The sequence below is a fragment of the Burkholderia sp. JP2-270 genome (assembly GCF_003233675.1).
GTDB classification, from domain to species: domain Bacteria; phylum Pseudomonadota; class Gammaproteobacteria; order Burkholderiales; family Burkholderiaceae; genus Burkholderia; species Burkholderia pyrrocinia_C.
In genome coordinates, this window is the sequence record NZ_CP029826.1 from 978,567 (window position 1) to 1,003,209 (window position 24,643).

The 24,643-nt window shown below is 68.0% G+C and carries 20 protein-coding genes; 13 read left to right on the plus strand and 7 right to left on the minus strand.

The window, feature by feature from the left end; all coding sequences use genetic code 11:
• Positions 1-277: 277 nt before the first annotated feature.
• Positions 278-1,039, minus strand: a complete 762-nt coding sequence (locus DM992_RS37215) for a fumarylacetoacetate hydrolase family protein (protein WP_111021232.1) — start codon at positions 1,037-1,039, stop codon at positions 278-280.
• Between the two features lie 426 nt (positions 1,040-1,465).
• Here DM992_RS37215 and DM992_RS37220 point away from each other — a divergent pair, with 426 nt between their 5' ends.
• Both DM992_RS37220 and DM992_RS37225 read left to right on the plus strand, forming a co-directional pair.
• A complete protein-coding gene (locus DM992_RS37220) occupies positions 1,466-1,942 on the plus strand; it encodes a universal stress protein (protein ID WP_111021637.1) in 477 nt (158 codons plus the stop codon).
• 15 nt (positions 1,943-1,957) lie between these two features.
• Positions 1,958-2,149, plus strand: a complete 192-nt coding sequence (locus DM992_RS37225) for a DUF2964 family protein (RefSeq protein WP_111021234.1) — start codon at positions 1,958-1,960, stop codon at positions 2,147-2,149.
• A gap of 127 nt (positions 2,150-2,276) precedes the next feature.
• On the opposite strand, the gene DM992_RS37230 is transcribed toward DM992_RS37225, so the two are convergent.
• Positions 2,277-3,464: a tetratricopeptide repeat protein gene (locus DM992_RS37230; RefSeq protein ID WP_239511484.1), complete on the minus strand. Its 1,188-nt coding sequence runs from the start codon at positions 3,462-3,464 to the stop codon at positions 2,277-2,279.
• A gap of 438 nt (positions 3,465-3,902) precedes the next feature.
• Between DM992_RS37230 and DM992_RS37235 the strand changes: the two genes are divergently transcribed.
• From DM992_RS37235 to DM992_RS37260, 6 genes are read left to right on the plus strand one after another with little or no spacing between them, the layout of a single operon-like run.
• Positions 3,903-7,670, plus strand: a complete 3,768-nt coding sequence (locus DM992_RS37235) for a nitrate reductase subunit alpha (protein WP_111021236.1) — start codon at positions 3,903-3,905, stop codon at positions 7,668-7,670.
• Complete coding sequence (gene narH / locus DM992_RS37240; protein WP_111021238.1) at positions 7,667-9,196, plus strand: nitrate reductase subunit beta; 1,530 nt, start codon at positions 7,667-7,669, stop codon at positions 9,194-9,196. The genes DM992_RS37235 and narH overlap by 4 nt, the downstream gene beginning before the upstream one ends.
• Positions 9,193-9,894: a nitrate reductase molybdenum cofactor assembly chaperone gene (narJ, locus tag DM992_RS37245; protein WP_111021240.1), complete on the plus strand. Its 702-nt coding sequence runs from the start codon at positions 9,193-9,195 to the stop codon at positions 9,892-9,894. The genes narH and narJ overlap by 4 nt, the downstream gene beginning before the upstream one ends.
• Before the next feature lie 24 nt (positions 9,895-9,918).
• Positions 9,919-10,602 carry a respiratory nitrate reductase subunit gamma gene (gene narI / locus DM992_RS37250; RefSeq protein ID WP_111021242.1) on the plus strand — a complete coding sequence of 228 codons (684 nt, stop codon included), beginning with the start codon at positions 9,919-9,921 and terminating at the stop codon, positions 10,600-10,602.
• Positions 10,603-10,611: 9 nt separating this feature from the next.
• The gene (locus DM992_RS37255) at positions 10,612-11,397 is read left to right on the plus strand and encodes a peptidylprolyl isomerase (RefSeq protein ID WP_111021244.1); all 786 of its coding nucleotides are present in this window, start codon (positions 10,612-10,614) and stop codon (positions 11,395-11,397) included.
• Positions 11,398-11,410: 13 nt separating this feature from the next.
• Positions 11,411-12,676 (plus strand): nitrate/nitrite transporter, encoded by a 1,266-nt coding sequence (locus DM992_RS37260; protein WP_111021246.1) that lies wholly within the window; start codon positions 11,411-11,413, stop codon positions 12,674-12,676.
• Here the strand turns inward: DM992_RS37260 and DM992_RS43460 are convergent.
• Complete coding sequence (locus tag DM992_RS43460) at positions 12,666-12,800, minus strand: hypothetical protein (RefSeq protein WP_275427578.1); 135 nt, start codon at positions 12,798-12,800, stop codon at positions 12,666-12,668. The genes DM992_RS37260 and DM992_RS43460 overlap by 11 nt on opposite strands.
• Between DM992_RS43460 and DM992_RS37265 the strand changes: the two genes are divergently transcribed.
• From DM992_RS37265 to DM992_RS37275, 3 genes are all read left to right on the plus strand, one after another.
• Positions 12,799-14,520, plus strand: a complete 1,722-nt coding sequence (locus DM992_RS37265; RefSeq protein ID WP_111021248.1) for a site-specific integrase — start codon at positions 12,799-12,801, stop codon at positions 14,518-14,520. The two genes, DM992_RS43460 and DM992_RS37265, sit on opposite strands and share 2 nt — an antisense overlap.
• Before the next feature lie 239 nt (positions 14,521-14,759).
• Complete coding sequence (locus DM992_RS37270) at positions 14,760-15,083, plus strand: TfoX/Sxy family protein (protein WP_111021250.1); 324 nt, start codon at positions 14,760-14,762, stop codon at positions 15,081-15,083.
• 84 nt (positions 15,084-15,167) lie between these two features.
• Positions 15,168-16,088, plus strand: a complete 921-nt coding sequence (locus DM992_RS37275; RefSeq protein WP_111021251.1) for a hypothetical protein — start codon at positions 15,168-15,170, stop codon at positions 16,086-16,088.
• A 25-nt stretch (positions 16,089-16,113) separates the two neighbouring features.
• On the opposite strand, the gene DM992_RS37280 is transcribed toward DM992_RS37275, so the two are convergent.
• The gene (locus tag DM992_RS37280) at positions 16,114-17,265 is read right to left on the minus strand and encodes a branched-chain amino acid ABC transporter substrate-binding protein (RefSeq protein ID WP_111021253.1); all 1,152 of its coding nucleotides are present in this window, start codon (positions 17,263-17,265) and stop codon (positions 16,114-16,116) included.
• Between the two features lie 40 nt (positions 17,266-17,305).
• Complete coding sequence (locus DM992_RS37285) at positions 17,306-18,535, minus strand: FAD-dependent oxidoreductase (RefSeq protein WP_111021255.1); 1,230 nt, start codon at positions 18,533-18,535, stop codon at positions 17,306-17,308.
• A 231-nt stretch (positions 18,536-18,766) separates the two neighbouring features.
• Here DM992_RS37285 and DM992_RS37290 point away from each other — a divergent pair, with 231 nt between their 5' ends.
• Positions 18,767-20,179 (plus strand): PLP-dependent aminotransferase family protein, encoded by a 1,413-nt coding sequence (locus tag DM992_RS37290; protein ID WP_111021257.1) that lies wholly within the window; start codon positions 18,767-18,769, stop codon positions 20,177-20,179.
• 10 nt (positions 20,180-20,189) lie between these two features.
• On the opposite strand, the gene DM992_RS37295 is transcribed toward DM992_RS37290, so the two are convergent.
• Positions 20,190-22,364, minus strand: coding sequence for a DUF4132 domain-containing protein (locus tag DM992_RS37295; RefSeq protein WP_111021259.1), 2,175 nt, complete (start codon positions 22,362-22,364; stop codon positions 20,190-20,192).
• Entirely contained in the window at positions 22,357-22,671 is a 315-nt protein-coding gene (locus DM992_RS37300; protein ID WP_111021261.1) for a helix-turn-helix domain-containing protein, read from the minus strand. Before DM992_RS37300 ends, DM992_RS37295 begins: the two co-directional genes overlap by 8 nt.
• 446 nt (positions 22,672-23,117) lie before the next feature.
• Here DM992_RS37300 and DM992_RS37305 point away from each other — a divergent pair, with 446 nt between their 5' ends.
• Positions 23,118-24,542, plus strand: a complete 1,425-nt coding sequence (locus DM992_RS37305; RefSeq protein WP_111021263.1) for a PLP-dependent aminotransferase family protein — start codon at positions 23,118-23,120, stop codon at positions 24,540-24,542.
• Positions 24,543-24,643: the final 101 nt, after the last annotated feature.

The following is a 24,643-nucleotide window of genomic DNA, read 5'->3' on the forward strand; positions in this document are numbered from 1 at the left end:
GACCATTGAAGCCACTCCGTTTCCGTGGTTTGTCCGGAGCGTTACGCCGCTCAAGGGCAAACGAGCGTCCGGAATGAGCCGCGTCGATCCGGCGTGGCGGACCACGCGGCGACCCACGTTTCGCATCACGCTGACGCATTCGCTGCCTGCCGACCGCATCAGCCGTCGTCTCGATCGCTGCCCGACAACGACCGGAAAGCGCGCCGCGCGCACGTCGCGGCCATCGCAGCGTGGCAAAACGGAGGGCCGAGTCGAGCCCGTCCGCATGCCGCGCGCATCACGCCGTCAACGTCACCGACAAACTGCCGAGCTCGCCGAAGCGGACCGTCAGCGCATCGCCGAGCGGCACGTCGATCGCGCCCGCGTACGAACCGGTCGTCACGATCTGACCGGCGCGCACCGCATCGCCGCGCGACGCGAGGAAATTGACGAGCCACACGAGCGGCTTCAGCGGATCGCCGTCCGGATGGCGGCCGTCGATCGTGCGGTTCAGCGCACCTTCGAACGACAGCGCCAGCGTCGCGAGCGGCACGTTCAGCCCGTCGTGCACGACCGGGCCGACGCACAGCCCCTGGTTGAACTGCCCGTCGGCGAGCAGCTCGAACTTCGACGCGCGCGCCGGCTCCGCATAACGACAGCCGAGCACTTCGAGCACGATGCGCACTTCGCGGATCGCGCCGCGCACGTCGTTCTCGTCGTACGGCCGTTCGCGCGAGGGCAGGTCGCGATCGAGCACGAACGCGATTTCCGGTTCGATCCGCACGATCGGCCCGCCGACGACGCGGTACGGCGCATCGGCTTCGCGGATCGTCGACGCGAAAATCGGCGCGAGGATCACGCGGTCGGGCGGCGGCAGCGCGCATTTCCATCCGCCGACGGGTTCGCCGAGCAGGTCGGCGACGCGCTGCTGGATCGCCAGCGCGGTGTCGACGTCCTCGGGGCGCAGCGCATCGGGTAGCAGCGGGCCGGGCGAGCCGGCATGGCGGGCGGCGACGAGATGCTGGGCGGCGCCGTCCACGCGTTCGGTAGTCGTTGTCATGTCGGTTGAGCGAGTTGAAAGTGAGCCGGCAAAAAAGGGCCGGACGAAAGTCGTACATTCGATGATAGCGCTTTCGGCGCGATGGCCGCTCGATCCGGTCGCGCATTGGCGGCCCGCGGCCGCCGCACGCCACCCTCGGAATCTCCGCTGGACGATCGGCTCGCCCCGGCGCCAGCAAGCCCGGCACGTTGTGCGACGCAACAGGGAAAGCACCTTCCCGAGTGAATCGAGCGACGGGAAACGCGGGTTTTCCGTCCTACGCGGCGGCCGAACGCCGCGCGCGTGGCGGGCGCCCGCGAAGCCGGTTCGCGGATCGAAAACCGGCCCGGCTTGATCGTCATCAACAACCGAACCCGCCAGCCGCCGATGATGGCGACATGGCCGCGCGCGATACGGTGCGCGGCAGTTCACCCCAGCGAGGTTCGCATGTACGAGAAGATCATGGTGGCCGTCGACGGCAGCGCTACGTCGAAACAGGCGCTTGCCGAGGCAGTGAGGATGGCACTGGCGGGCGACGCGCACGTCAGCGTCGTGTATGTGGTCGACAAGTCGGTGCTGTTCACTTACGCGGGCCGGTTCGACCCGCATGCGCTCATCGAGGAAATCCGTGAAGACGGGTTCAAGGTGCTGCGCGAAGCCGAACAGATCGTCGCGGCTGCCGGTGCGAAGGGCGAGGCCGAACTCGTCGAGACCGAGAGCATCGGCGAGGACATCGCGGAACGCCTGCAGCGCTACGTGAAGGAACGCGGGATCGATCTCGCGGTGGTCGGCACGCACGGGCGGCGCGGCATCCGGCGCGTGCTGCTCGGCAGCGTCGCCGAGCGCTTCGTGCGCGGCTCGAAATGCCCGGTGCTGCTGATTCGCGGCGACGACGCCGACGTATCGGCCGCCGCCGCGGCATAATGCGGCGGGTGCGAGATGATACGCCGCCAGTACCGGATCGTCGTCGCGGCGATCGCCGTGTTCGTGTCGCTCGTCGGGATGATGGCCGTCGTGACGGGGCTGCTGTTCGATGAAGCGATGGCGCTGCGCGGCGGCGCGATCGCGTTGATCGTCGGCGTGGCCGGCTTCGTCGTGATGCTCAATCCGGGCGTGAAAGGCGAGGAGTGACGCGGGCCATGCTCTGCCCGCGTCTCCCGGTCGACCGGGCCTGACAGGTCCGGCGGCCGTCTTTCGAAAAGCCGGCGGCAGCCATTGCCGCATCGGCCCCGTCGCTTCGCGCCGCTGCCCGGCGCCGTTACTCCGCTTGCGCGGCTGCCGTTCCCGGCGCCTTCGCACCGTCCTGCCCGACCTGTATCTCCAGCCGCTTCACCGTTTCCTCCAGCTCCGTGTTTTTCGGCTGGATCTTCCGCGCCTGCGCGAACGCAGCGCGCGCTTCATCCTGGCGTCCCAGCTTCCACAGCACTTCGCCCCTGTGCGTCAGGCCGGTCGCATAGGCTTCGCGTGCATCGCTGTCGTCGTTCTTCGCGAAGATCGCGATCGACCGGTCGAACCACGCGAGCGCCTCGTCGTTGCGGCCGAGGCGATACAGCGCCCAGCCCTTGCTGTCGAGCGCGTACGCATCGTCCGGTGACTTCGCGAGATGCGCGTCGATCATCGCGAGCCCGCGATCGACTTCCACACCCGCGTCGACGAGCCGATAGCCGATATCGTTCAGGCGGTCGTCGGGGATCTCGCCGAGATCGAGCACCGCGGCGACACGGCCCGCGTCGTGCCCGGCGATCGCGAGCGACAGCAGCTTGGTGACGATCTGTTGCCGCAATCCGACGCTGATCCGGCTGCCGTTGGCCACCAGGCTGCCGAGGTATTGCGTGTACAGGTCCGGCGCGCCGGGATCGCTCGCGCCGTTCGCGATGGCGGCGCCCGGGCCCGCGCACCAGTCGGCGTCGGCGGACCCGGCCAGCGTCCCGGCGTAAAGACTGACGTTCCGCGGCGTGCGCGATTGCGCGTAGTAGGTATAGCCGTTCGCGTCGGAGTAGCCGCACGCCAGATATTCGTTTTCCACGTCCAGTACATACGGGAATTTGCCGAGCGGCTCGTTGCCGAATGGCTCGACCAGCCGGAACGATTCGCCCATGTCGCCTTCGCCGACGATCGGGTTGAACACCCACTGCTTCTGCGGATGAACCTTCGGCAGCCGGATCCTGACGGTGCGCCCCGCGGCGTCGGTCGTGCCGAAGATCACGCTGTCGTGCTGATCTGGCTTGACGGGCAGGCCCGCGACGACCTGGCCGGGCAGGAACAGCCGGTACCGCGCATTCGGCAGCGGCTCGTGCGTGACGGGGTCGCGCAGCACGAACTGGTGGACATGAGCGCCTTTCCCGAACGACGCCGTCGGTGCGATGTAGGTGCGCGCGTGGGCGGCGGGCAGTGCGGTGCAGCTCAAGGCCGCGGCAACGAGCGCGGCGAGAAGGCGTGATGTCATGAAATTGCGGTTCTTATATATAAGGGTTTTATTGACCGACGGCCGGAAATGCATAGAACGTCCGGCGCCGCGTTCGATGAATGACGCGCTGTGGCCCGCGAACCCTGCTGCGGATGCCGGATTGTCCATTGCAATTCAATGCGAAGTCCGCTCGCTGCCACGTGATTCGCGGAGGTGAACGAAACGGATGACGCTGGAATGCAGTGCGCAGCATAACAGGCGCGCGCCGCGCGCTCGCTTCGCACCGGGTTTCGGTGTTGCTGCCGGGTCAACGATATCGTGATTTGTATCAAATCATGATATGTCGATCCCCATGACAATCGTTTCGAGCACGGTGAAACAGGGTAGGGCGATCGAAATCAAGTCGTCCTTTACAACCGGTATATCACCGCCTTAAATAATCAGGGTCTGCCAAAAGACCGGAAAAACGAGATCCCCATGAGCCATTTCCTGGACAGATTGCGTTATTTCTCCACCACGCGGCCACGCTTTTCCGACGGACACGGTGCCGTCACGGACGAGGACCGTCGATGGGAAGACGGCTACCGGATGCGCTGGCAGCACGACAAGATCGTCCGCTCGACCCATGGCGTGAACTGCACGGGTTCGTGCTCGTGGAAGGTCTACGTGAAAGGCGGGATCGTCACGTGGGAAACCCAGCAGACCGACTATCCGCGCACGCGCCCCGACATGCCGAACCACGAGCCGCGCGGCTGCTCGCGCGGCGCTTCGTACTCCTGGTATCTATATAGCGCGAACCGCCTCAAGCATCCGCTCGTGCGCAGCGCGCTCGTGAAGCTGTGGCGCGAACGCCGGCGTACGCTGGCGCCGGTCGACGCGTGGCGCTCGATCGTCGACGACGACGAAGCCCGCCGCGCGTACCAGAGCCGGCGCGGGCTCGGCGGCTTCGTGCGCGCGAGCTGGGACGAGGTCAACGAGATCGTCGCGGCGGCCAACGTGCACACGGTGGAGCGGCACGGCCCCGATCGGGTGGTCGGTTTCTCGCCGATTCCGGCGATGTCGATGGTGTCGTACGCGGCCGGTTCGCGCTACCTGTCGCTGATCGGCGGCGTGTGCCTGAGCTTCTACGACTGGTATTGCGACCTGCCTCCGGCATCGCCGCAAACGTGGGGCGAGCAGACCGACGTGCCGGAATCGGCCGACTGGTACAACTCGACGTTCATCATGATGTGGGGCTCCAATGTCCCGCAGACGCGTACGCCGGATGCGCACTTCCTCGTCGAGGCGCGCTATCGCGGCACCAAGGTCGTGTCGGTGTTCCCCGACTACTCGGAAGGCGCGAAGTTCGGCGACCTGTGGCTGCACCCGAAGCAGGGCACCGACGCGGCTCTCGCGCTCGCGATGGGTCACGTGATCCTCAAGGAATTCCATCTGGCGGGGAAGAGCGACTACTTCGCCGACTACTGCAAGCGTTATACCGACATGCCTTGCCTCGTGCGGCTCGTGCCGCACGGTGACGGCTACGTGCCCGAGCGCCTCGTGCGCGCGTCCGACTTCGACGACGCGCTCGACGAGGCAGCGCATCCGGACTGGAAGACCGTGATGATCGACGACGTGACCGGCGAGTTCGTCGTGCCGGTCGGCTCGGTGGGTTTCCGCTGGGGGCAGCAAGACGACGCCGACAAGGGCAAGTGGAACCTGCGCGGCGAGACGTCGAAGGGCGCGGCGCTGTCGCCGCGGCTGTCTTGCACGGCCGCGCACGACGACGTGGTCGACGTGCTGTTCCCATACTTCGGCAACCAGCCGCACACGCACTTCAACTCGACGCAGCATGCTTCCGAGCTGTCGCGCCGGATCGGCGTGCGGCGCGTCGCGACGCGCAACGGCGACATGCTGGTCGCGACCGTCTACGACCTGTTCGTCGCGAACTACGGGCTCGACCAGGGCCTCGGCGGCCGCGACGTGGCCGCGAGCTACGACGACGACCTGCCCTACACGCCGGCGTGGCAGGAGGCGATCACCGGCGTGAAACGCGCGGACGTGATCTCGGTCGCGCGGCAGTTCGCGGAGAACGCGCACAAGACGCAGGGCAAGTCGATGGTGATCATCGGCGCCGGGATCAACCACTGGTTCCACATGGACATGTCGTACCGCGCGATCATCAACATGCTGATCATGTGCGGCTGCATCGGCAAGCCGGGCGGCGGCTGGTCGCACTACGTGGGCCAGGAGAAGCTGCGGCCGCAGACGGGCTGGACCGCGCTCGCGTTCGCGCTCGACTGGAACCGCCCGCCGCGCCAGATGAACGCGACGTCGTTCTTCTACGCGCACACCGACCAGTGGCGCTACGACCCGATGGACCCGGCCACGCTGCTGTCGCCGCTCGCGGACAAGTCGCAGTTCCACGGCGCGCCGATCGACTACAACGTGCGCGCGGAACGGATGGGCTGGCTGCCGTCCGCGCCGCAGCTCGCGGTGAATCCGCTGCGAGCCGGCGCGGCGCTTGCCGATCCCGCGCACGCCGGCGCCGAGATCGCGCAGCAGTTGAAATCGGGCGCGCTGAAGATGGCGAGCGAAGATCCCGATGCCCCCGGCAACTTCCCGCGCAACCTGTTCGTGTGGCGCTCGAACCTGCTCGGGTCGTCGGGCAAGGGGCACGAGTATTTCCTCAAGCACCTGCTCGGCACGACCAACGGCGTGCAGGGCGAGGATCTCGGCGCGACGGGCGGAACGCGCCCCGAGGAGGTGACGTGGCACGACGAAGCGCCGCGCGGCAAGCTCGACCTGCTCGTGACGCTCGACTTCCGGATGTCGACCACCTGCATGTACTCGGACGTCGTGCTGCCGACCGCGACGTGGTACGAGAAGGACGACATGAACACGTCCGACATGCACCCGTTCATCCATCCGCTGTCGGCGGCGGTCGATCCCGCGTGGGAATCGAAGAGCGACTGGGAGATCTTCAAGGGGATCGCGAAGCGTTTCTCCGAGCTGTGCGACGGGCACCTCGGCGTCGAGCGCGACGTCGTGCTCGCGCCGATCGCGCACGACACGCCGGGCGAACTCGCGCAGCCGTTCGACGTGCAGGACTGGAAGCGCGGCGAATCCGAGCCGGTGCCGGGCCGCACGATGCCGACCGTGACCGTCGTCGAGCGCGATTATCCGCACACATATGCGCGCTTCACGTCGCTCGGGCCGCTGATGGACAAGCTCGGCAATGGCGGCAAGGGCATCGGCTGGGACACGAAGGACGAGGTGAAGCTGCTCGGCGAGCTCAACTACAAGGTGGCCGACGGTGCCGCGCAAGGGCGCCCGCGCATCGACACGGCGCTCGACGCGGCCGAGGTGATCCTCGCGCTCGCGCCGGAGACCAACGGCGAAGTGGCGGTGAAGGCGTGGCGCGCGCTGTCCGGCATCACCGGCATCGACCATACGCACCTGGCCGCCGCGCGCGCGGACGAGAAGATTCGCTTTCGCGACATCCAGGCGCAGCCGCGCAAGATCATCTCGTCGCCGACGTGGAGCGGGATCGAATCGGAGCACGTGTCGTACAACGCCGGCTACGTGAACGTGCACGAACTGGTGCCGTGGCGCACGATGACCGGCCGCCAGCAGCTTTACCAGGATCACGCATGGATGCGCGCATTCGGCGAATCGCTGTGCGCGTACAAGCCGCCGGTCGACACGGGGAGCTACGCGCACATGGTCGGCAAGCGCTCGAACGGCAACCCCGAGCGTGTGCTGAACTTCCTGACGCCGCACCAGAAGTGGGGAATCCACAGCACGTACACGGACAACCTGCTGATGCTGACGCTGTCGCGCGGCGGCCCGATCGTGTGGATGTCGGAGGACGACGCGAAGGCGATCGGCGTGGCCGACAACGACTGGATCGAGTGCTACAACTCGAACGGCGCGTTGTGCGCGCGGGCCGTCGTCAGCCAGCGGATTCCGTCCGGGATGGTGATGATGTACCACGCGCAGGAGAAGATCGTGAACACGCCGGGCTCCGAGATCACCGGCACGCGCGGCGGCATCCACAACTCGGTCACGCGCATCGCGCTGAAGCCGACACACATGATCGGCGGCTACGCGCAGCTCGCGTACGGCTTCAACTACTACGGCACGGTGGGCTCGAATCGCGACGAGTTCCTGATCGTGCGCAGGATGAACAAGATCGACTGGCTCGATGGTGAAGAAGCCGCGGTCGACCCGACAACGCAGGCACGGGCAGGAGAAACGTCATGAAGGTACGCGCACAGATCGCGATGGTGCTGAACCTCGACAAGTGCATCGGCTGCCATACCTGCTCGGTGACCTGCAAGAACGTGTGGACGAGCCGCGAGGGGATGGAATACGCGTGGTTCAACAACGTCGAGACGAAACCGGGCATCGGCTACCCGAAGGACTGGGAGAACCAGGACCGCTGGCGCGGCGGCTGGCAGCGGCGTGCCGATGGCAAGATCGAACCGCGCCTCGGCGGCAAGTGGCGACTGCTCGCGCAGATCTTCGCGAACCCGCACCTGCCCGAGATCGACGACTACTACGAGCCGTTCACGTTCGACTACGCGCATCTGCAGGAAGCCGGCAATACGCGTGCGATGCCGGTCGCGCGGCCGCGCTCGCTCATCAGCGGCCAGCGGCTCGAGAAGATCGAGTGGGGGCCGAACTGGGAGGAAATCCTCGGCGGCGAATTCGAGAAGCGCGCGAAGGACTACAACTTCGAATCGGTGCAGAAGGACATCTACGGGCAGTTCGAGAACACCTTCATGATGTACCTGCCGCGCCTGTGCGAGCACTGCCTGAACCCGGCGTGCGTCGCGGCGTGCCCGTCGGGCTCGATCTACAAGCGCGAGGAAGACGGCATCGTGCTGATCGACCAGGACAAGTGCCGCGGCTGGCGCATGTGCGTGTCTGGATGCCCGTACAAGAAGATCTACTACAACTGGCAGAGCGGCAAGGCCGAGAAGTGCATCTTCTGCTATCCGCGCATCGAGGCCGGCCAGCCGACCGTGTGTTCGGAAACCTGCGTGGGCCGCATCCGCTATCTCGGCGTGCTGCTGTACGACGCCGACCGGATCAGCGAGGCGGCCAGCGCGGAGAACGAAAAGGACCTGTACGAAGCGCAGCTGTCGCTGTTCCTCGACCCGGAAGACCCGGCCGTGATCGCGCAGGCCGAACGCGATGGCGTGCCGGCCGCGTGGCTCGACGCCGCGCGGCGTTCGCCGACCTACAAGATGGCGATCGACTGGAAGATCGCGTTTCCGCTGCATCCGGAATACCGAACGCTGCCGATGGTGTGGTACGTGCCGCCGCTGTCGCCGATCAACGCGGCCGCGAACAGCGGCGCGCTCGGGATGAACGGCTACCTGCCCGACGTCGAATCGCTGCGCATCCCGCTGCGCTATCTCGCGAACCTGCTGACGGCCGGCGACGAAGCGCCCGTGAAGCTCGCGCTCGAACGGCTGCTTGCGATGCGCGCGTTCATGCGTGCGCGTCACGTGGACGGCGTCGATGCGCGTGGCGTGCTCGACCAGGTCGGGCTGTCGCTCGCGCAGGTCGAGGAGATGTACCGCTACCTCGCGATCGCGAACTACGAGGATCGTTTCGTGATCCCGACGACGCACCGCGAGTATGCGGAGAACGCGTACGACCTGCGCGCATCGTGCGGCTTCTCGTTCGGCAACGGCTGCTCGGACGGCCGTTCCGAAGCGAGCCTGTTCAGCACGAAGAAGGGCACGAAGACGATTCCGATCCACGAGGCCTCGCGATGAACACCGCAACCGATCCGACCTATGCGGCGCTCGCGGCGCTGCTCGACTATCCCGACGATACGCTCGTCGCCGCGCTCGACTCGATCGAAGCGCATCTGCGTGACAGTGCGCGTTTGCCGAAAACGGTGCGCGCGGGCCTCGACCGGTTCTTTGGCTACGTGCGCGAGCGCGATTTGCTCACGCTGCAGGAGAACTATGTCGGGTTGTTCGACCGCGGCCGCGCGACGTCGCTGTACCTGTTCGAGCACGTGCACGGCGAATCGCGCGACCGCGGGCAGGCGATGGTCGACCTGCTGCAGATGTACGAGCGGCACGGGCTGTTCCTGAACCAGGGCGAATTGCCCGACTACCTGCCCGTGTTCCTCGAATACCTGTCTCGACTGCCGGCGCCCGACGCGCGCAAGCTGCTCGCCGAAACCGGCGAGATCCTGCGCGCGCTGGCCGGCGCGCTCGCACAGCGCGGCAGCCATTACAGCTTCGTCGTCGGCGCGCTGCTGCCGATGGCCGGACTCTCGCTGGCCGACGCGCCGGATGCCGCAGCCGACGACGTGGCCGCCGAGCGGCCGAGCGCCGACGATTACCGCGCGCTCGACGCATCGTATGCGGACGAGGCCGTGCGCTTCGTCGGCGCTGCAACGCCGGTGCCGGCGGAGCAGACGGTGCGGTTCCACGACAAGCGGCCCGCCCGCGGCGCATAAGCGCAGGCCCAACTGGGGAAACACATGAACGACACTCTGCATCGGTTCCTGTTCGGGATCTACCCGTACATCTGCCTCGCCGTGCTGCTGGTCGGCAGCCTGATCCGCTTCGACCGCGAGCAGTACACGTGGAAAAGCGATTCGTCGCAGCTGTTGCGCCACGGCATGCTGCGACTCGGCAGCAATCTGTTCCACTGGGGTGTGCTCGTCGTCGTGCTCGGGCACTTCGGCGGCTTCCTCGCGCCGCACTGGCTTGTGTCGCCGTTCCTGTCGGCGTCCGGGCACCAGCTCGTCGCGATGGTCGCGGGGGGCGCCGCCGGCGTCGCCTCGATCGTCGGGCTGACGATCCTGATCTGGCGTCGCCTCGGCGATCCGCGCATCCGCCGCAACAGCCGCAAGTCGGACATCCTGATCGTGCTGATGCTGTGGGTGCAGCTCGCGCTGGGGCTCGGCACCGTCGTGCTGTCGACGCGCCATATGGACGGCGCGATGTTCGAGCAGCTCACCGACTACGTGAAGGGTGTCGTCACGTTCCGGCCGGACATCGCGAGCCTGCTCGTCGGCGTGCCGCTCACGTACCGGCTGCATATCCTGCTCGGCTTCACGATCTTCCTCGTGTCGCCGTTCACGCGGATGGTGCATATCTGGAGCGGCATCGCGTCGGTCGCGTACCTGATCCGGCCGTACCAGCTCGTGCGCAAGCGCTGAGGAGGCCGCATGAACGACGTTCTCTCCGACGCGCCGGTCGCGTTGCGCGTCAACGGCGTCGCGATCGACGACGACACGATCGCGGCCGAGGCCGCGCATCACGGCGACGCACCCGATCCGCTCGATGCGGCACGGCGTTCGCTCGCGGTGCGCGAGCTGCTGCGGCAGCGCGCGGTATCGCTCGCGCTGCTCGACGAACGCGCGCCGCTCGACGACGCGGCCGTCGACGCGTTGCTCGAGCGCGAGCTGACGCACGTGCCCGAACCCGACCGCGCGGATTGCGAGCGCTACTACGCGCAGCATCCGGCGCGCTTTCGCCGCAACGACATCGTCTATGCGAGCCACGTGCTGTTCGCGGTGACGGACCGCGTGCCGCTCGCGCCGCTGCGACGGCGCGCGGAAAGCGCGTTGGCCGACGTGGTCGCCGCGCCCGATACGTTCGAAGTGGTCGCGCGCGCGTCGTCGAACTGCCCGTCGGCGGAAATCGGCGGCAGCCTCGGGCAACTGCTGCGCGGCGACACCGTGCCGGAATTCGAAGCCGCGCTGTTCGATACCGATGGGCTCGGTGTGCTGCCGAAACTCGTCAACACGCGCTTCGGCTTCCACATCGTGCGGATCGAGCGCCGCGTGCCGGGCGACGCGGTGCCGTTCGACGAAGCCGCCGCGCAGATCGCCGCGTACCTGTCGGAACGCGTGCGGCAGCGGGCGATGCGGCAGTACGTGGCGATTCTCGCGGGCAGTGCGCGCGTCGAAGGCGTCGAATTCGACGGCGCGAACGGGCCGCTGGTCCAATAACGGGGTTTTGCGTATGGCAACTCAACAAGGTAGCGCCGGGCCGGTCGCGAACGCGCCGGCCATCCCGCTGCGCGCGTGGTCGGTGCTGGCCGCGAGCACGCTCGCATTCATGGTGTGTTTCGTCGTGTGGATGATGTTCGGCGTGCTCGGCGTGCAGCTGCGCACCGATCTCGGGCTGAACAGCACGGAGTTCGGGCTGCTCACGTCGACGCCCGTGCTGACCGGCGCGCTGATGCGCTTGCCGCTCGGCACGTGGACCGACCGCTTCGGCGGCCGCATCGTGATGACGGTGCTGCTCGTCGTGTGCGCGGTGCCCGTCTATATCGTCAGCTATGCGACGCAGCTCTGGCAGTTCCTGCTGATCGGGCTGTTTCTCGGCTGCGTCGGCGCGTCGTTCGCAGTCGGCACGCCGTATGTCGCGCGCTTCTTCCCGCCGCAGCGGCGCGGTCTCGCGATGGGCGTATTCGGCGCTGGCACGTGCGGCGCGGCGGTCAACCTGTTCGTCACGCCGCTGCTGCTCAATGCATACGGCTGGCGCTTCGTGCCGCGCGTGTATGCGGTCGCGCTGCTCGTCACGGCCCTGATCTTCTGGTTCGCGTCGGCGCCCGATCCGGGCGCGGGCAAGCGCGGCGGCTCGTGGCTCGATTCGTTCAAGGTACTGCGCGACCCGCGCGTGTGGCGGCTCTGCCAGTATTACTCGATCACGTTCGGCGGCTTCACCGCGCTGTCGCTGTGGATTCCGCAGTACCTGAAGAGCGAATACGGGATGTCGCTCGTGATGGCGTCCGCATTCGCGGCCGGCTTCTCGCTGCCGGGCTCCGTGCTGCGTGCGCTCGGCGGCGCGCTGTCCGACCGCTTCGGCGCGCACGCGGTCACGTGGTGGGGGCTGTGGGTCGCGTGGATCGCGCTGTTCCTGCTGTCGTATCCGGCGACCGACTTCGTGATCCACACGATCGACGGCACCGCGACGCTGAACGTGTCGATGCCGGTGGCCGGCTTCGTCGCGCTGACCTTCGCGCTCGGCGCGGTGTTCGCGTTCGGGATGGCCTCGACCTTCAAGTACGTCGCCGACGATTTCGCGGACAACATGGGCGTCGTCACGGGCATCGTCGGGCTCGCGGGCGGGCTCGGCGGCTTCCTGCTGCCGATCCTGTTCGGCGTGCTGCTCGACCTGCTGCGCGTGCGCACGACCTGCTTCATGTTCCTGTACGGGATCGTGTGGGTGTCGCTGATCCTGATCTACCTGTCGGAAGTGCGGCGCACGCCGGTCACGGGCTGACGGGTTCGATCGATGCGCTGGCGCGATGCCGGAACGGTTCGGCATCGCGCATCGCCATCGTCGTGCGCGAAACGCCGCGCACGACGTTTCCGGCCGCGCGCGCTTCTGTCAAACTGGCGCCCATGACACCGCGCCTCGCCTTACCGCCTTCCTCCGATTCCGCGCCTGCGCCCGCAGGCTTTCCCGACGCCGACGAACTGGCCGCACTGCGCGCGTGGTACGCGGGCATGACCGTGCGCCAGGCCGTCGAGCGCTACCTGCCCGATCGTCTCGGCGCTGGGCGCTCGGCGCGCGGCGTGATCGGCGGCATTCGCCGCCGCCTCGTGCGCGTCGCACGGCTGGCCGGCCGGCCCGATCTCGCGGAACGGCTCGGGCATCCCGACGGTGAGCGTGTGCGGGAGGCGAAGGCCGCGACCGAAGCGATCGGCCTGCTGCGTCATGCGCGCGCGCCGGTCCCGCAGATCAGCGACGACGTCGGCCTGTGGCTGCCCTCGCGCGCGGTCGCTGCGCTGCGTGCGCACGGGATCGCGACGCTGGCCGATCTGACCGTCCGGATTCCGCGCCGGCGCCAGTGGTGGAGCGCGATTCCCGGCCTCGGCATGGCCAGTGCACGACGCATCGAGGCGTTTTTCGCCGCGCATCCGGACCTGACCGAACGGGCGCGCGCGCTGATCGCCGCGACGCCGCGCGGCAGCATCGTGCCGTGGGAGCAGTTGAAGCTGCCGCACGAGGTCGACGGGTCGGCCGGCACGTTCCGCGCACCGCGCGCGACCAGCACGCTCGACGCGGACAACGATTACGCGGCCGTGCACGCGTGGCTGTCTCTGCACGAATCGGCTGCGACGCGGCGCGCATACCGGAAGGAGGCCGAGCGGCTGATCCTGTGGGCGATCGTCGAGCGCGGGCGTGCGCTGTCGTCGCTGACGACCGAGGATGCGGTCGCTTATCGCGCGTTCGTGCGCCGCCCGACGCCGCACGAGCGCTGGGTCGGGCCCGTGCGGCCGCGCGGCGCGCCGGACTGGCGGCCGTTCTCGGGCGGGCTGTCCGCGCGTTCGGCGGCGTACACGCTGTCGGTGCTCGGCGCGCTGTTCCGCTGGCTGATCGAGCAGCGCTACCTGCTCGCGAATCCGTTCGCGGGCGTCAAGGTGCGCGACACGCGCGGCCCGAACGCACTCGACACGTCGCATGCATTCACCGAAGGCGAGTGGCTGCTGGTCCGCACGATCGCCGACGGGCTCGAGTTTCGCAAGGACGCGTCGTCCGGCTGGACGCTTGCCGCCGCGCAGCGGCTGCGCTTCATCCTCGATTTCGGTTATGCGACCGGGCTGCGCGCGAGCGAGCTGGTCGGCGCGACGCTCGGCGACATCGAGACGGATGCGCACGGCGACGCGTGGCTGAAGGTGATCGGCAAGGGGCGCAAGGCCGCGCGCGTCGCGCTGCCGCCGCTGGCGCGCATGGCGCTCGATCGTCATCTGGTCGCGCGCCGGTTGCCGGTCACGCCGGTGCGCTGGCGGCCCGATACGCCGCTGATCCCGAGCCTCGCGGAAGACGGTGCGGCCGCGATCACGAGCGTGCGGCTGTGGAAGGTGATGCAGCGCTTTTTCGCGCAGACGGCCGATGTCGTCGATGCCGATAACCCGGCGCTCGCGCAGAAGCTGCGGCAGGCGAGCCCGCACTGGATGCGTCATACGCATGCGACGCACGCGCTTGCGCGCGGGGCGGAGTTGACGACAGTGCGAGACAACTTGCGGCATGCATCGATTTCGACGACGTCGATTTATCTGCATGGCGACGATGTGAAGCGGGCGCGGCAGATGTCGAGTGCGTTTGCGGCCGACAAGTAGGCGGAACGCGCGGGCGCGTCACGGCTGCACCATTTTTTGTGACGCGCTATCGGACGATTCATCGGGCCGCGATGTGTCTGTCAGGTGTGTCAGGGGATTGTTGGCCGGGAAGGCCCGCCCGCACGTGCCTGAATGCGCTTTCAGCCGACGGCCGGATGACGCGCCGCAGCGGATCTGCCGACAAGACGGAACGGTCCGGCTCACACTGCGGTCATACACATTTTCACCGGGAGCAGCGGATGGCATCGAGCCAGGGTACGGTCGATTTCATCGTCGAGCAGATGGCGGCGGCCGGCACGGTATCGGCCCGCAAGATGTTCGGCGAATACGGCATCTACTGCGACGGCAAGATGGTCGCGCTCGTCTGCGACGACCGTCTGTTCGTCAAGCCGACGCCCGCAGGCCGCGCGTTTCTGGGCACCTGCGACGAAGGCTCGCCGTATCCTGCGGCGAAGCCGCACCTCGTCATCGCCGGCGATCGCTGGGACGACCGCGAATGGCTGTCGGCGCTGATCTGGATCACCGCCGCGCAGTTGCCGGTGCCGGTGAAGCGAAGCCGATAGCGGCCATGCGCGAAGCGCCACGTCGCGCAGGCGTATTCTGTGACACATGCGCGCGACCACCGCGCGCCCGGAGGGAGCACAAGAATGGAGACATCCGGACATCCGCGCGGCACGCGGCTTGCGCGTCGCGCCTGGCACGCGCTCGTCGCGGCCCTGTGTGTCGGCTGGAGTGCGCTGGCGTTCGGCGCGGACGGCGTAGGCGGCGCTGCGGCGCTGCTCGACCGTTACCACAGCCTCGGCGCGCAACTGAAGGACAACGTGTTTCACCGGCCGCTGTACCTCGAATCGTCGGAGGCGTCGTCGTCGCTGAAGGGCGACATTTACGCGGTGGTCGACTATCCGTTCGCGGTCGTCAACGGCCAGCTCAACGATCCCGCGCAGGGCCCCGCGAACTGGTGCGCGGTGCTGATCCTGCACCTGAACACGAAGTATTGCCATGCATCGAGCGGCAGCAACGGCCCGGTGCTCGACGTGAACGTCGGCCGCAAGATCCAGCAGAAGCTGCCGGATACCTATCGCCTGCAGTTCCGCTATCGCGTGGCGGCCGCGACGCCCGACTACTTCCAGGTCGACCTCACGGCCGACAGCGGCCCGATGGGCACGAAGGATTACCGGATCGCACTGGAGGCCGTGCCGGTCGGCGCGTCGCGCACGTTCCTGCACCTCACGTATTCGTACGGCTTCGGCGCCGTCGGCCGAATGGCAATGAAAACCTACCTCGCGACAGTCGGCAGCGACAAGGTCGGGTTTACGACCGCCAGCGGCGCATCGGCAGCGCAGCCGCAGTACATCGGCGGCGTGCGCGGGCTGCTGGAGCGCAACACGATGCGCTACTACCTCGCGATCGACACGTATCTCGCGACGCTCGACAAGCCGCTCGACCAGCGCCTCGCGCGCTGGTTCGATGCGACCGAGCAGTATCCGCAGCAACTGCACGAAGTGGAAAAGAGCGCGTATCTGCAGATGAAAGCGCAGGAGGTGCAGCGGCAGCAGGCGGCGCGGTAGGCGGCGCCGCCCGCTGTCCTGCCGCTCAGTTCGACGCGCCGCCGACCGTGCGGATGCTGCGCCACTGCCCCTGCTCGACGCGGAACAGCGTGTAGGGCGGCTTGATCAGGTCGCCGCGCTCGTCGAACGAGATCTTCCCGGTCACACCGGTGACCGACACGCCCGGCAGACTCGCGACGATCCTGGCGCGATCGACCGAATCGGCCTTGCGGATCGCCGCGATCATCGCGAGCGCCGCGTCGTACGCGAACGGCGCATACAGCTCGACATCCTGGTTGAAGCGCGCCTTGTAGCGCTGCGCGAACGCGACGGCGGACGGCAGCTTGTCGAGCGCGGGGCCCGGTTCGAGATCCTGCGTGCCTTCGCCCGAATTGCCGGCGATCTTCAGGAATGCGTTGCTTTTCAGCGCGCCGGCGCCGAATAGTTGCGCGCGGATGCCGAGCGAGCGCATCTGCTTGACGAGCATCGCGCCCTGTTCGTCGAGCCCGCCGAAGAACAGCAGGTCGGCGTTGTTGCTCTTCATCGTCGTCAGGATGCCGCGGAAATCGACCGCCTTGTCGTTCGTGTATTCGCGGTCGACGACGCTGCCGTGCGCGTCCTTCACGCCTTTCTCGAACGCGTCGGCGAGGCCCTGGCCGAACGCGGTGCGATCGTCGATGATGCCGATCCGCTTCGCCTTCAGCTGCTCGACCGCGAAGCGGCCGGCCACCACGCCGCCGATACCGTCGTGCCCCATCGTGCGGAACACGTTCTTGAAACCCTGCATCGTCAGTTGCGGATTGGTCGAGCCGGGCGTGATCATCGCGACGTTCGCCTGCCGGTAGACGGCCGATGCGGGAATGCTGCAGCCCGAGTTGTAGTGGCCGATCACGCCGGCCACGCCGTCGTCGACGAGCTTCTGCGCGACCTGGATCGCGATGCGCGGATCGGCCTGGTCGTCCTGCACGTCGAGCACGAAGCGCACCGGCTTGCCGCCGACGGTCGGATGCTTCGCGTTCTCCTCGTCGAGCGCGAGCTGCGCACCGTATTGCAGATCCTTGCCGACGCGTGCGACGGGCCCCGTCAGCGGGCCGGCGAAGCCGATCTTGATGGTTTCCGGGTCCGCGGCCTGCGCGGACACCGTGACCGCGCCGATCGAGCAGACGGCCAGCCAAACCAGCCAGTTACGACGATTCATGATGGATGCCTCCTTGCAGTGGTTGAAATCGCGGCGCGCGTCAGAATCGCGCGGCCCGGTATGGCGTGAGGTCCAGCGGCGGCGCGCGCTGCGCGACGAGGTCGGCGACGATCCGCCCGGTGATGCCGGCGAGCGTCACGCCGAGATGCTGATGGCCGAACGCGTGGATCACGCGCGCGCTGCGCCGTGCGCAGCCGATCACGGGCACGCCGTCCGGCAGCGTCGGCCGGAAGCCGAGCCAGCTGCGCGTCGGTGCGCCGAGCGACGGCAGCGCCTCGCGTGCCGAGCGCGTGAGCAGCGCGACGAGCGAGCGGTTCATCGGAGCGTCGAAGCCGCCGAGCTCGACGGTGCCGGCCGCGCGCAGCCCTTCGTCGAGCGGCGTCATGTAGAAACCGCGCTCGGCCCAGCCGACCGGCCGCGTGACGATCTGCTCATGCGCGGCGAACTGCACGTGATAACCGCGCTCGGTATCGAGCGGCACCGCGTCGCCACACATAGCCGCGAATTCACGCGAGCGGGCGCCCGCGGCAATGACGACGTGATCGAAGGCGCGCACCGAGCCGCCCGCGTGCACGTTCACGCCGTCCCCGACTGGCTCGATCCGCTCGACGCGCTCGTGTTCGAGCGTCGCGCCGCCGGTTGCGAGATGCGCGAACAGCTCGCCGAGAAACCCGTGCGGATCGGAGAAAAACCAGCTTTCGACGAACAGCACGCCGCGCGCGAAGATCGGCGCGAGCGCGGGTTCGAGCCGGCGGATCGCGTTCGCATCGAGCAGCTCGAACGGCACGCCGAGCCGGCGCCGCAGCGCGAGCGACGGCTGCGCCGCATCGAACGACGCCTGCCGCGCATACAGGTACAGGCACTCGCGCGGCCGCACGAACGCCGCGAGCCGCGGCGGGGAGAGCAGCGGCGCATAGCCGTCGGCGGCGCGCGACAGCAGCGCGGCCAGCGCGCTCGCGCTGCGTGCGTGGCGCGCGGGCGTCGATGCGAGCAGGAACCGCGCGAGCCACGGCGCGCCGCGCAGCAGATACGGCCAGCGGATGCGCAGCGGGCTGTCGGCGGCGAACAGGAAGTGCGGGATGTCGCGGAACACGGACGGGCCGTTCACCGGCACGCAGCCGTACGGCGCGAACGTCGCGGCGTTGCCGAACGACGCGCCGTGGCCGACGCCGGCCGGATCGAACAGCGTCACGCGATGCCCGTCGCGCTGCAGCCATGCCGCCGCGCCGAGCCCGATGAAGCCTGCACCCACGATGGCGATATTCGCCATGACGCATTCCCTCCGGTACACACGGTTCACACAAAGTTGAGATAAAGAATCACACAGTAATTTTTTGTGTGCAATCAAAATGAGATTGTGTGGCGCTAGTGTTTACCCGATTTCAACTGGCTGATTCAACAGACTTTTCCGCTGACGTTTGACGGGGAGGGGATGTCATATACAATCGCTGGGCAGGCCAGAATGGCAGACAAACGCTTTTTGTGTGGTCACGGGCGATAAATGGCATCAGACAAACTTTCCGGCGAGCGCGACGGCGGTGCGCCGGTGCAGGCGAAGCGGCCGACCTATGTCGAGGTATCGAGCTCGATCGAGGAGGAAATCCGCAACGGCACGTATCCGCCGGGCAGCCGCCTGCCGCCGCAGCGCCAGCTCGCGACCGAGCTCGGCATCAACGTGTCGACCGTGTCCCGCGCGTACAAGGAACTGCAGCTGCGCGGCCTCGTGATCGGCAGCAAGCGCCGCGGTTCGCTCGTCACCGGCGGCGCGATGCCGAGCATCGCGCCGGCCCGTGCGGCGCTCGCGGCGGGCAACGGCGTGATCGACCTGACCGTGAACCGCCCGGCGACCGGCGAGTTTCTCGCGAGCCTCGCGCAGACGTTCGCCACGCTGCCGAACGACCCGCGTTTCGCCGCGCTGCAGGAATACCAGCCGCCGCAGGGGCCCGACTGGGCGCGCGCGGCCGGCGCGCAGTGGCTTGCCGCGCCCGGCTTCGCGCCGTCGCGCGACCAGGTGGTCGTCACGAGCGGCGCGCAGCACGGGCTGTACGCGGTGCTGAACAGCCTGATCGGCACCGACGGCGTGATCGTTGCCGATCGCCTCACGTATTACGGGCTCAAGGCGCTCGCGCCGGTGTTCCAGTTCGAGATCGTCAGCGCGCCGGCCGACGACGACGGCCTGCTGCCCGACGAGATCGAACGGATCTGCCAGCGCATGCCCGTCAAGGCGATCTTCGTCGTGCCGAACCTGCAGAACCCGACCGTGACGACGATGAGCCTCGCGCGCCGGATGGCGCTCGTCGACATCGCGCGGCGCCATCACGTGACGATCATCGAGGACGATGTGTACGGCCCGCTCGTGCGCGACCGGCTGCCGGCGATCGCGGGGCTGTGCCCCGAGCTGACGTTCCATGTCGGCGCGACGTCGAAGGTCCTCGCGCCGGGGCTGCGCCTCGGCTACCTGAGCTGCCCGCGCGACAGCGTCGCGCTGTGCGCGGAAGCGGTGCGCACGACCGCATGGATGCCGGCGCCCACGTCGATGCTGGTCGCGACGGTATGGATCGAGGACGGCACCGCCGAGCGGATCATGGCCTCGCAACTCGCGGAGATCCGCGCACGCGTCGATCTCGCCCGGGAACTGCTGCCGGCCGGGCAGTTGAAGTCCGACCCTGCTTGCATGTTCGTGTGGCTGCGGCTGCCGCCGCCGTGGCGCGCCGACGACTTCGCCGCGAACGCGAAGGCGCGCGGCGTGATCGTGATGCCGTCGTCGACGTTCGCGGTCGACCGCGCGGAAATCGAGCACGGCGTGCGCATCAACCTCGCGTGCCCGGCCACGCGCGACGAGCTCGTCACCGGGCTGCGGATTCTGTCCGGCACGCTGAAGGACCGGCCGCGCGCGCTGTTCGGCTCGATCTGACGGCGGGCGCTCAGTCGAGCAGGCCCGCGACGACGTCGACGATCCGCTGCAGCAGCGCTTCGTCGTAAGGCAGCCACGGCACCGCGCGCAGCGGCGACGGCGGCGGCTCGGTCGCGGGATCGACGGGTTCGCCGTCGCGCATCACGCGGCCGGTCGCGCAATGCACCGACCACGCGCCGACGCGCACATGACGTTCGTCGATCGTCATCCTTCGTTGCGCAATCGCGTCGGCGAATACGAGCGACAGCACGTGCTTGCGATGTCGCGCCATCACGCCCAGCGGCAGATCCGACAACCGGTTCAGGCGCTGCCAGCGTTCCGCTTCGATTTCGCGCTGGCGGATCGGGTCGACGGAGAGCACGGCGGCGGCTGCACGCGTCGCGTCGTCGTCGAGTGCGAACGCGGACACGCTGACGAGCAGGTCGGCCGCACGCGCCACTTCCGAGAACACGACGCGATCGATCTCGCCGATCGGCAGCGGCGCCCAGCGCCGTTCGTGGCGGCGTTCGAAGTGCAGCCGGCGCGACGTGCCGTGAGTTTCCGCGCCGGGATAGAGCCGCGCATCGACGAGAAAGGTCGCACGCACGTCGCCGAATTCGCGGACGAGCCCGTCGTCGTACGCGCGGATCGACCACCCCTCGCGGCGCGCGACGCCGAGCAGCGGCCGGCTCGACAACACGTGACCTTCGAACATTGCGGAATCGCTGGCGGCGGCGTTGCCTTCCGCCGGCGCGTAGTACTCGCGGAATGCCTGCCTGACCGGCTGCCGCAGCGCACGGCCGACAATCGCGCGCTGCCATGCGAGCCGCTCGTCCGCATCGGCCAGCAGCGGGTGCCATAGGCGGATGTCGCTGTCGTCGGCGATGTCGCACGCGCGTCCGGCCGCGTCGCGCAGCACGACCTTGCCCTTCGTGATTTCAGGCATGAACGACTGCGTCGATCCATCTCCGCCGCGCGCTTGCCAGATCATGCGCGCCGAGAACGCGGCACCGGCCGGCGCATCGACGAGCCGCTCGCGCCATTCGGCGCGGCCGAGCGTCATCGGCTGCCAGAAGCCAGCCTCCATGCACGCGGCGAGCATCGCGAGCTGCTTCTTGTCGGGCTTCGCGTCGAGCGTCATGCGTAGCGCGGTATGCGGCCGCTCGCCGAGCGCGCGTTCGGCCGGCTTCAGGTTGCGCGCAAGCTTCTTCTGCACGCCGGCGTGGCGCACGGCGGCCAGTGCGTCGCGCAGCGCACGCACGCTCTCGGGGGTCGGGATCGTCTCGACCGCGTGGCCGAGCGCGATCGCGAGCGACTGCGACGGCGCCGTCTTCGCGGCTGTCGGCGCGACGCACACGCCCGTCAGCAGCGGCCCGATCAGCGGGCGCAGCCACGCTTCGTCGCGATACGCGGCCACGCGCGCCGCGCGGGCGACGACCTGGGCGTCGTCGGTCGTGAACGCGCGATCGGCCGCGTACGGAACGGTGCCGGCGTGAAGCGCCGCGACTTGCCGTGTGGCCTCGGTCAGCGCGTCGCGCGCGAATTCGACGTACGCGGCGTCTTCCGCGAGCGTGACGGCCGGATCGCTGAAGTCGATCCACAGCCGCCTCGGCGCGAAATAGCCGTTGTTCGTCGCGGCCAGCGCGAGCAGCGCGGCCGGCCCGAGTTCGGGCAGCACGTCGAGTTCGCGTACGCGAAACGGCGAATCGGCCAGCGCTTGCGCATACGCGTCACGCCGCGCCGAGAAGTCGCGGCGGCCGGCGAACCAGTCGAGCGCATAGGCGCCATACGCGGATGCCGCGCGCAGGGTGCCTTCCTCCGGCTCGCCCGCGATGCGCGCAAGTTCGGCCTGCAGCGCGGGCGACGGCAGCGCGTCGAGGCAGGGCAGTTCCTCCAGCGCACGCTTCCATGCGCCGGGCGGGATGTCGCGGAACAGTTCGAGCGCTGCATCGGCGCTGACGAGCGGCACGAGACCGAGCGCATCGATCTGCCCGCGCAGCCAGCGCGCGAATTCGGCGCGTGGATCGTCGTAGGCGTAATCAGGCGGCATGATCTCGTGCTCGGTGCGGCGCAGCGCCGGCCAGACCGCGCCGAGCGCGTGCGCGTCGAGTGACGACAGGTCGATCGGCGTGCCGGTGAAGCGCGGATGGTCGGCGGTGCCGGTCAGCCGCGCGACGAGCAGGGCGATGAGTGCGCGGTCAGTCATCCGCGGCCTCCTTGCCGGCGGCGCGCGATGCGCGGATGTCGGCGCGTCGGCTCGCGCGCGCCGATTCGCGTTCGAGCAGTTCATCGCTCGCATCGGGGAGATCGACGAGGATCCGTACGCCGAGCCCCTGCAGGACCTGGAACACCTTGCCCCACTGGACGGTGTCCGCGCCGCGTTCGGCCTTGACCATGAACGACTCGCTGACGCCGAGGCGGTCGGCTGCGTCGTTCTGGCGCCATTTCTGTACTTTCCGGGCGGCGCGGATCACGCCGCCGAGGTCGGATGCCTGTTCGATCGTGTGCTGCATGGTCTGACTCCGCCGATGAAAACCGTGCGATCGCACAGTATCGCACCCCGATTGCGGCAGTCGGGCAAAAGGCCATGCGGCGGGCAGTCCGGGCTGGTTCGGCGACGCCGCACATGGCTTCCGACTGCCCAGGCATTTCATAAGACGTACAGTTCTCTCGCCATGCGCGATTCGCGCCGAACTGTACTCTTGTTCGCGCGATCGATGTGTGTACTCGTCGCCGACTGTTCTGCTTTTAAGATTCCATCATCAAGTGCACAGTGCCGCAGATCCAGTCGTAACGGGCCTCTGCCGGCGCATCTTCAAGAGAGAGCCAGTGCGATGGAAAAGGCAAAACCGGAGGGAAAGATCAGGAATCACGGCGGCCCGGTCGGCGGGCGGAACACGCGCGTGTCGGACGCGCAGGGCATGGCGGCGCGGTGGCGCATGCCGGCGGGAGGCGCGCGATGAAACTCTATGAAAAACTGGCGGACGATATCGAGCGCCTGATCCGCCAGGGCGTGTACCGGCACGGCGACCGGATTCCGTCGGTGCGGCAGGCGAGCCAGCAGCACCGGATCAGCATTACGACCGTGCTGCATGCATACCTGCTGCTCGAAAGCCGCGGGCTGCTGGAAAGCCGCCCGCAGTCGGGCTATTTCGTGAACCTGCGCCGCGACGACAGTCACGCGCCGGTGCGCGAGCTGCGGCCGTCGAAGCCGATCGCGATCTCGTCGTCGGTCGACGTGAGCCGGCTCGTGCTGTCGACGCTGCGCTCGATCGGCACCGACGACGCCGTGCCGCTCGGCTCGCCGTATCCGGACCCGAGCCTGTTCCCGTTCGAGAAGCTGAACCGCTACGCGTACGCAGCCGGACGCGACAAGTCGCTGTGGGGCGTGACGGACGGGCTGCCGCCCGGCCATCCGCGGCTGATCCGGCAGATTGCGCGCCGCTACCTGGAAAACGGGATGTCGGTGGACCCGAACGAGATCATCGTGACGGTCGGCGCGACGGAGGCGATCAATCTGTGCCTGCAGGCGGTCGCGAAGCCGGGCGACACGATCGCGGTGGAGTCGCCGACGTTCTACGCGATGCTGCACGCGATCGAGCGAATGGGGATGAAGGCGATCGAGGTCGCGACGCATCCGGAGTACGGGATCGACATCGCCGCGCTGGCCGCGATCGCGAAGTCGCAGCCGATCGCGGCATGCATGGTGATGCCGAACTTTCAGAATCCGCTCGGCTTTCAGATGCCCGACGAGCGCAAGCGGGAACTGGTTGAGTTTGCAACTAAATCCGGCATGCCGATCATCGAGAACGGTGTGTATAACGAACTGTATTTCGGCGATACGCATCCGAGTTCGCTGAAGTCGTACGACCGCAGCGGGATCGTGCTGCATTGCTCGTCGTTCTCGAAGAGCCTGACGGCTGCGTACCGGATCGGCTGGGCGTTGCCGGGACGTTATCGCGATCAGGTCGAGAAGCTGAAATTCCTGAACACGCTCGCGACGCCGTCGTTGCCGCAACTCGCGATCGCGGAGTTTCTCGAACGCGACGGCTATGAGCATCACCTGAGGCGCTTGCGCAAGGCGTATGCACAGCAGGCGAACCTGATGCGCGCGATGGTGTCGCGGTTCTTTCCGGAGGGCACGCGCATCTCGAGCCCGGCCGGCGGGTACGTGCTGTGGGTCGAACTGCCGGCGCAGATCGATGCGATGCGGCTGTACCAGCTTGCGCTGGAGCAGGGGATCACGATCGGGCCCGGCTACATGTTCTCGATCACGGACAGCTACCGGAACTTCATCCGGCTGAACTACAGCAGCCCGTGGTCGCCGGAGATCGAGCAGGCGGTGATCGCGGTCGGGAAGCTGGCTGCGGCGTGCATGCGGTGAAGGGGCGTGTGTGGTGTCTTGCGCTTCAACGACGAAGCCGGCCTGGTGCCGGCTTTTTCTTGGGTCTTCGTGGATTCCCGTGGATGTCGCTTGCCGACGGC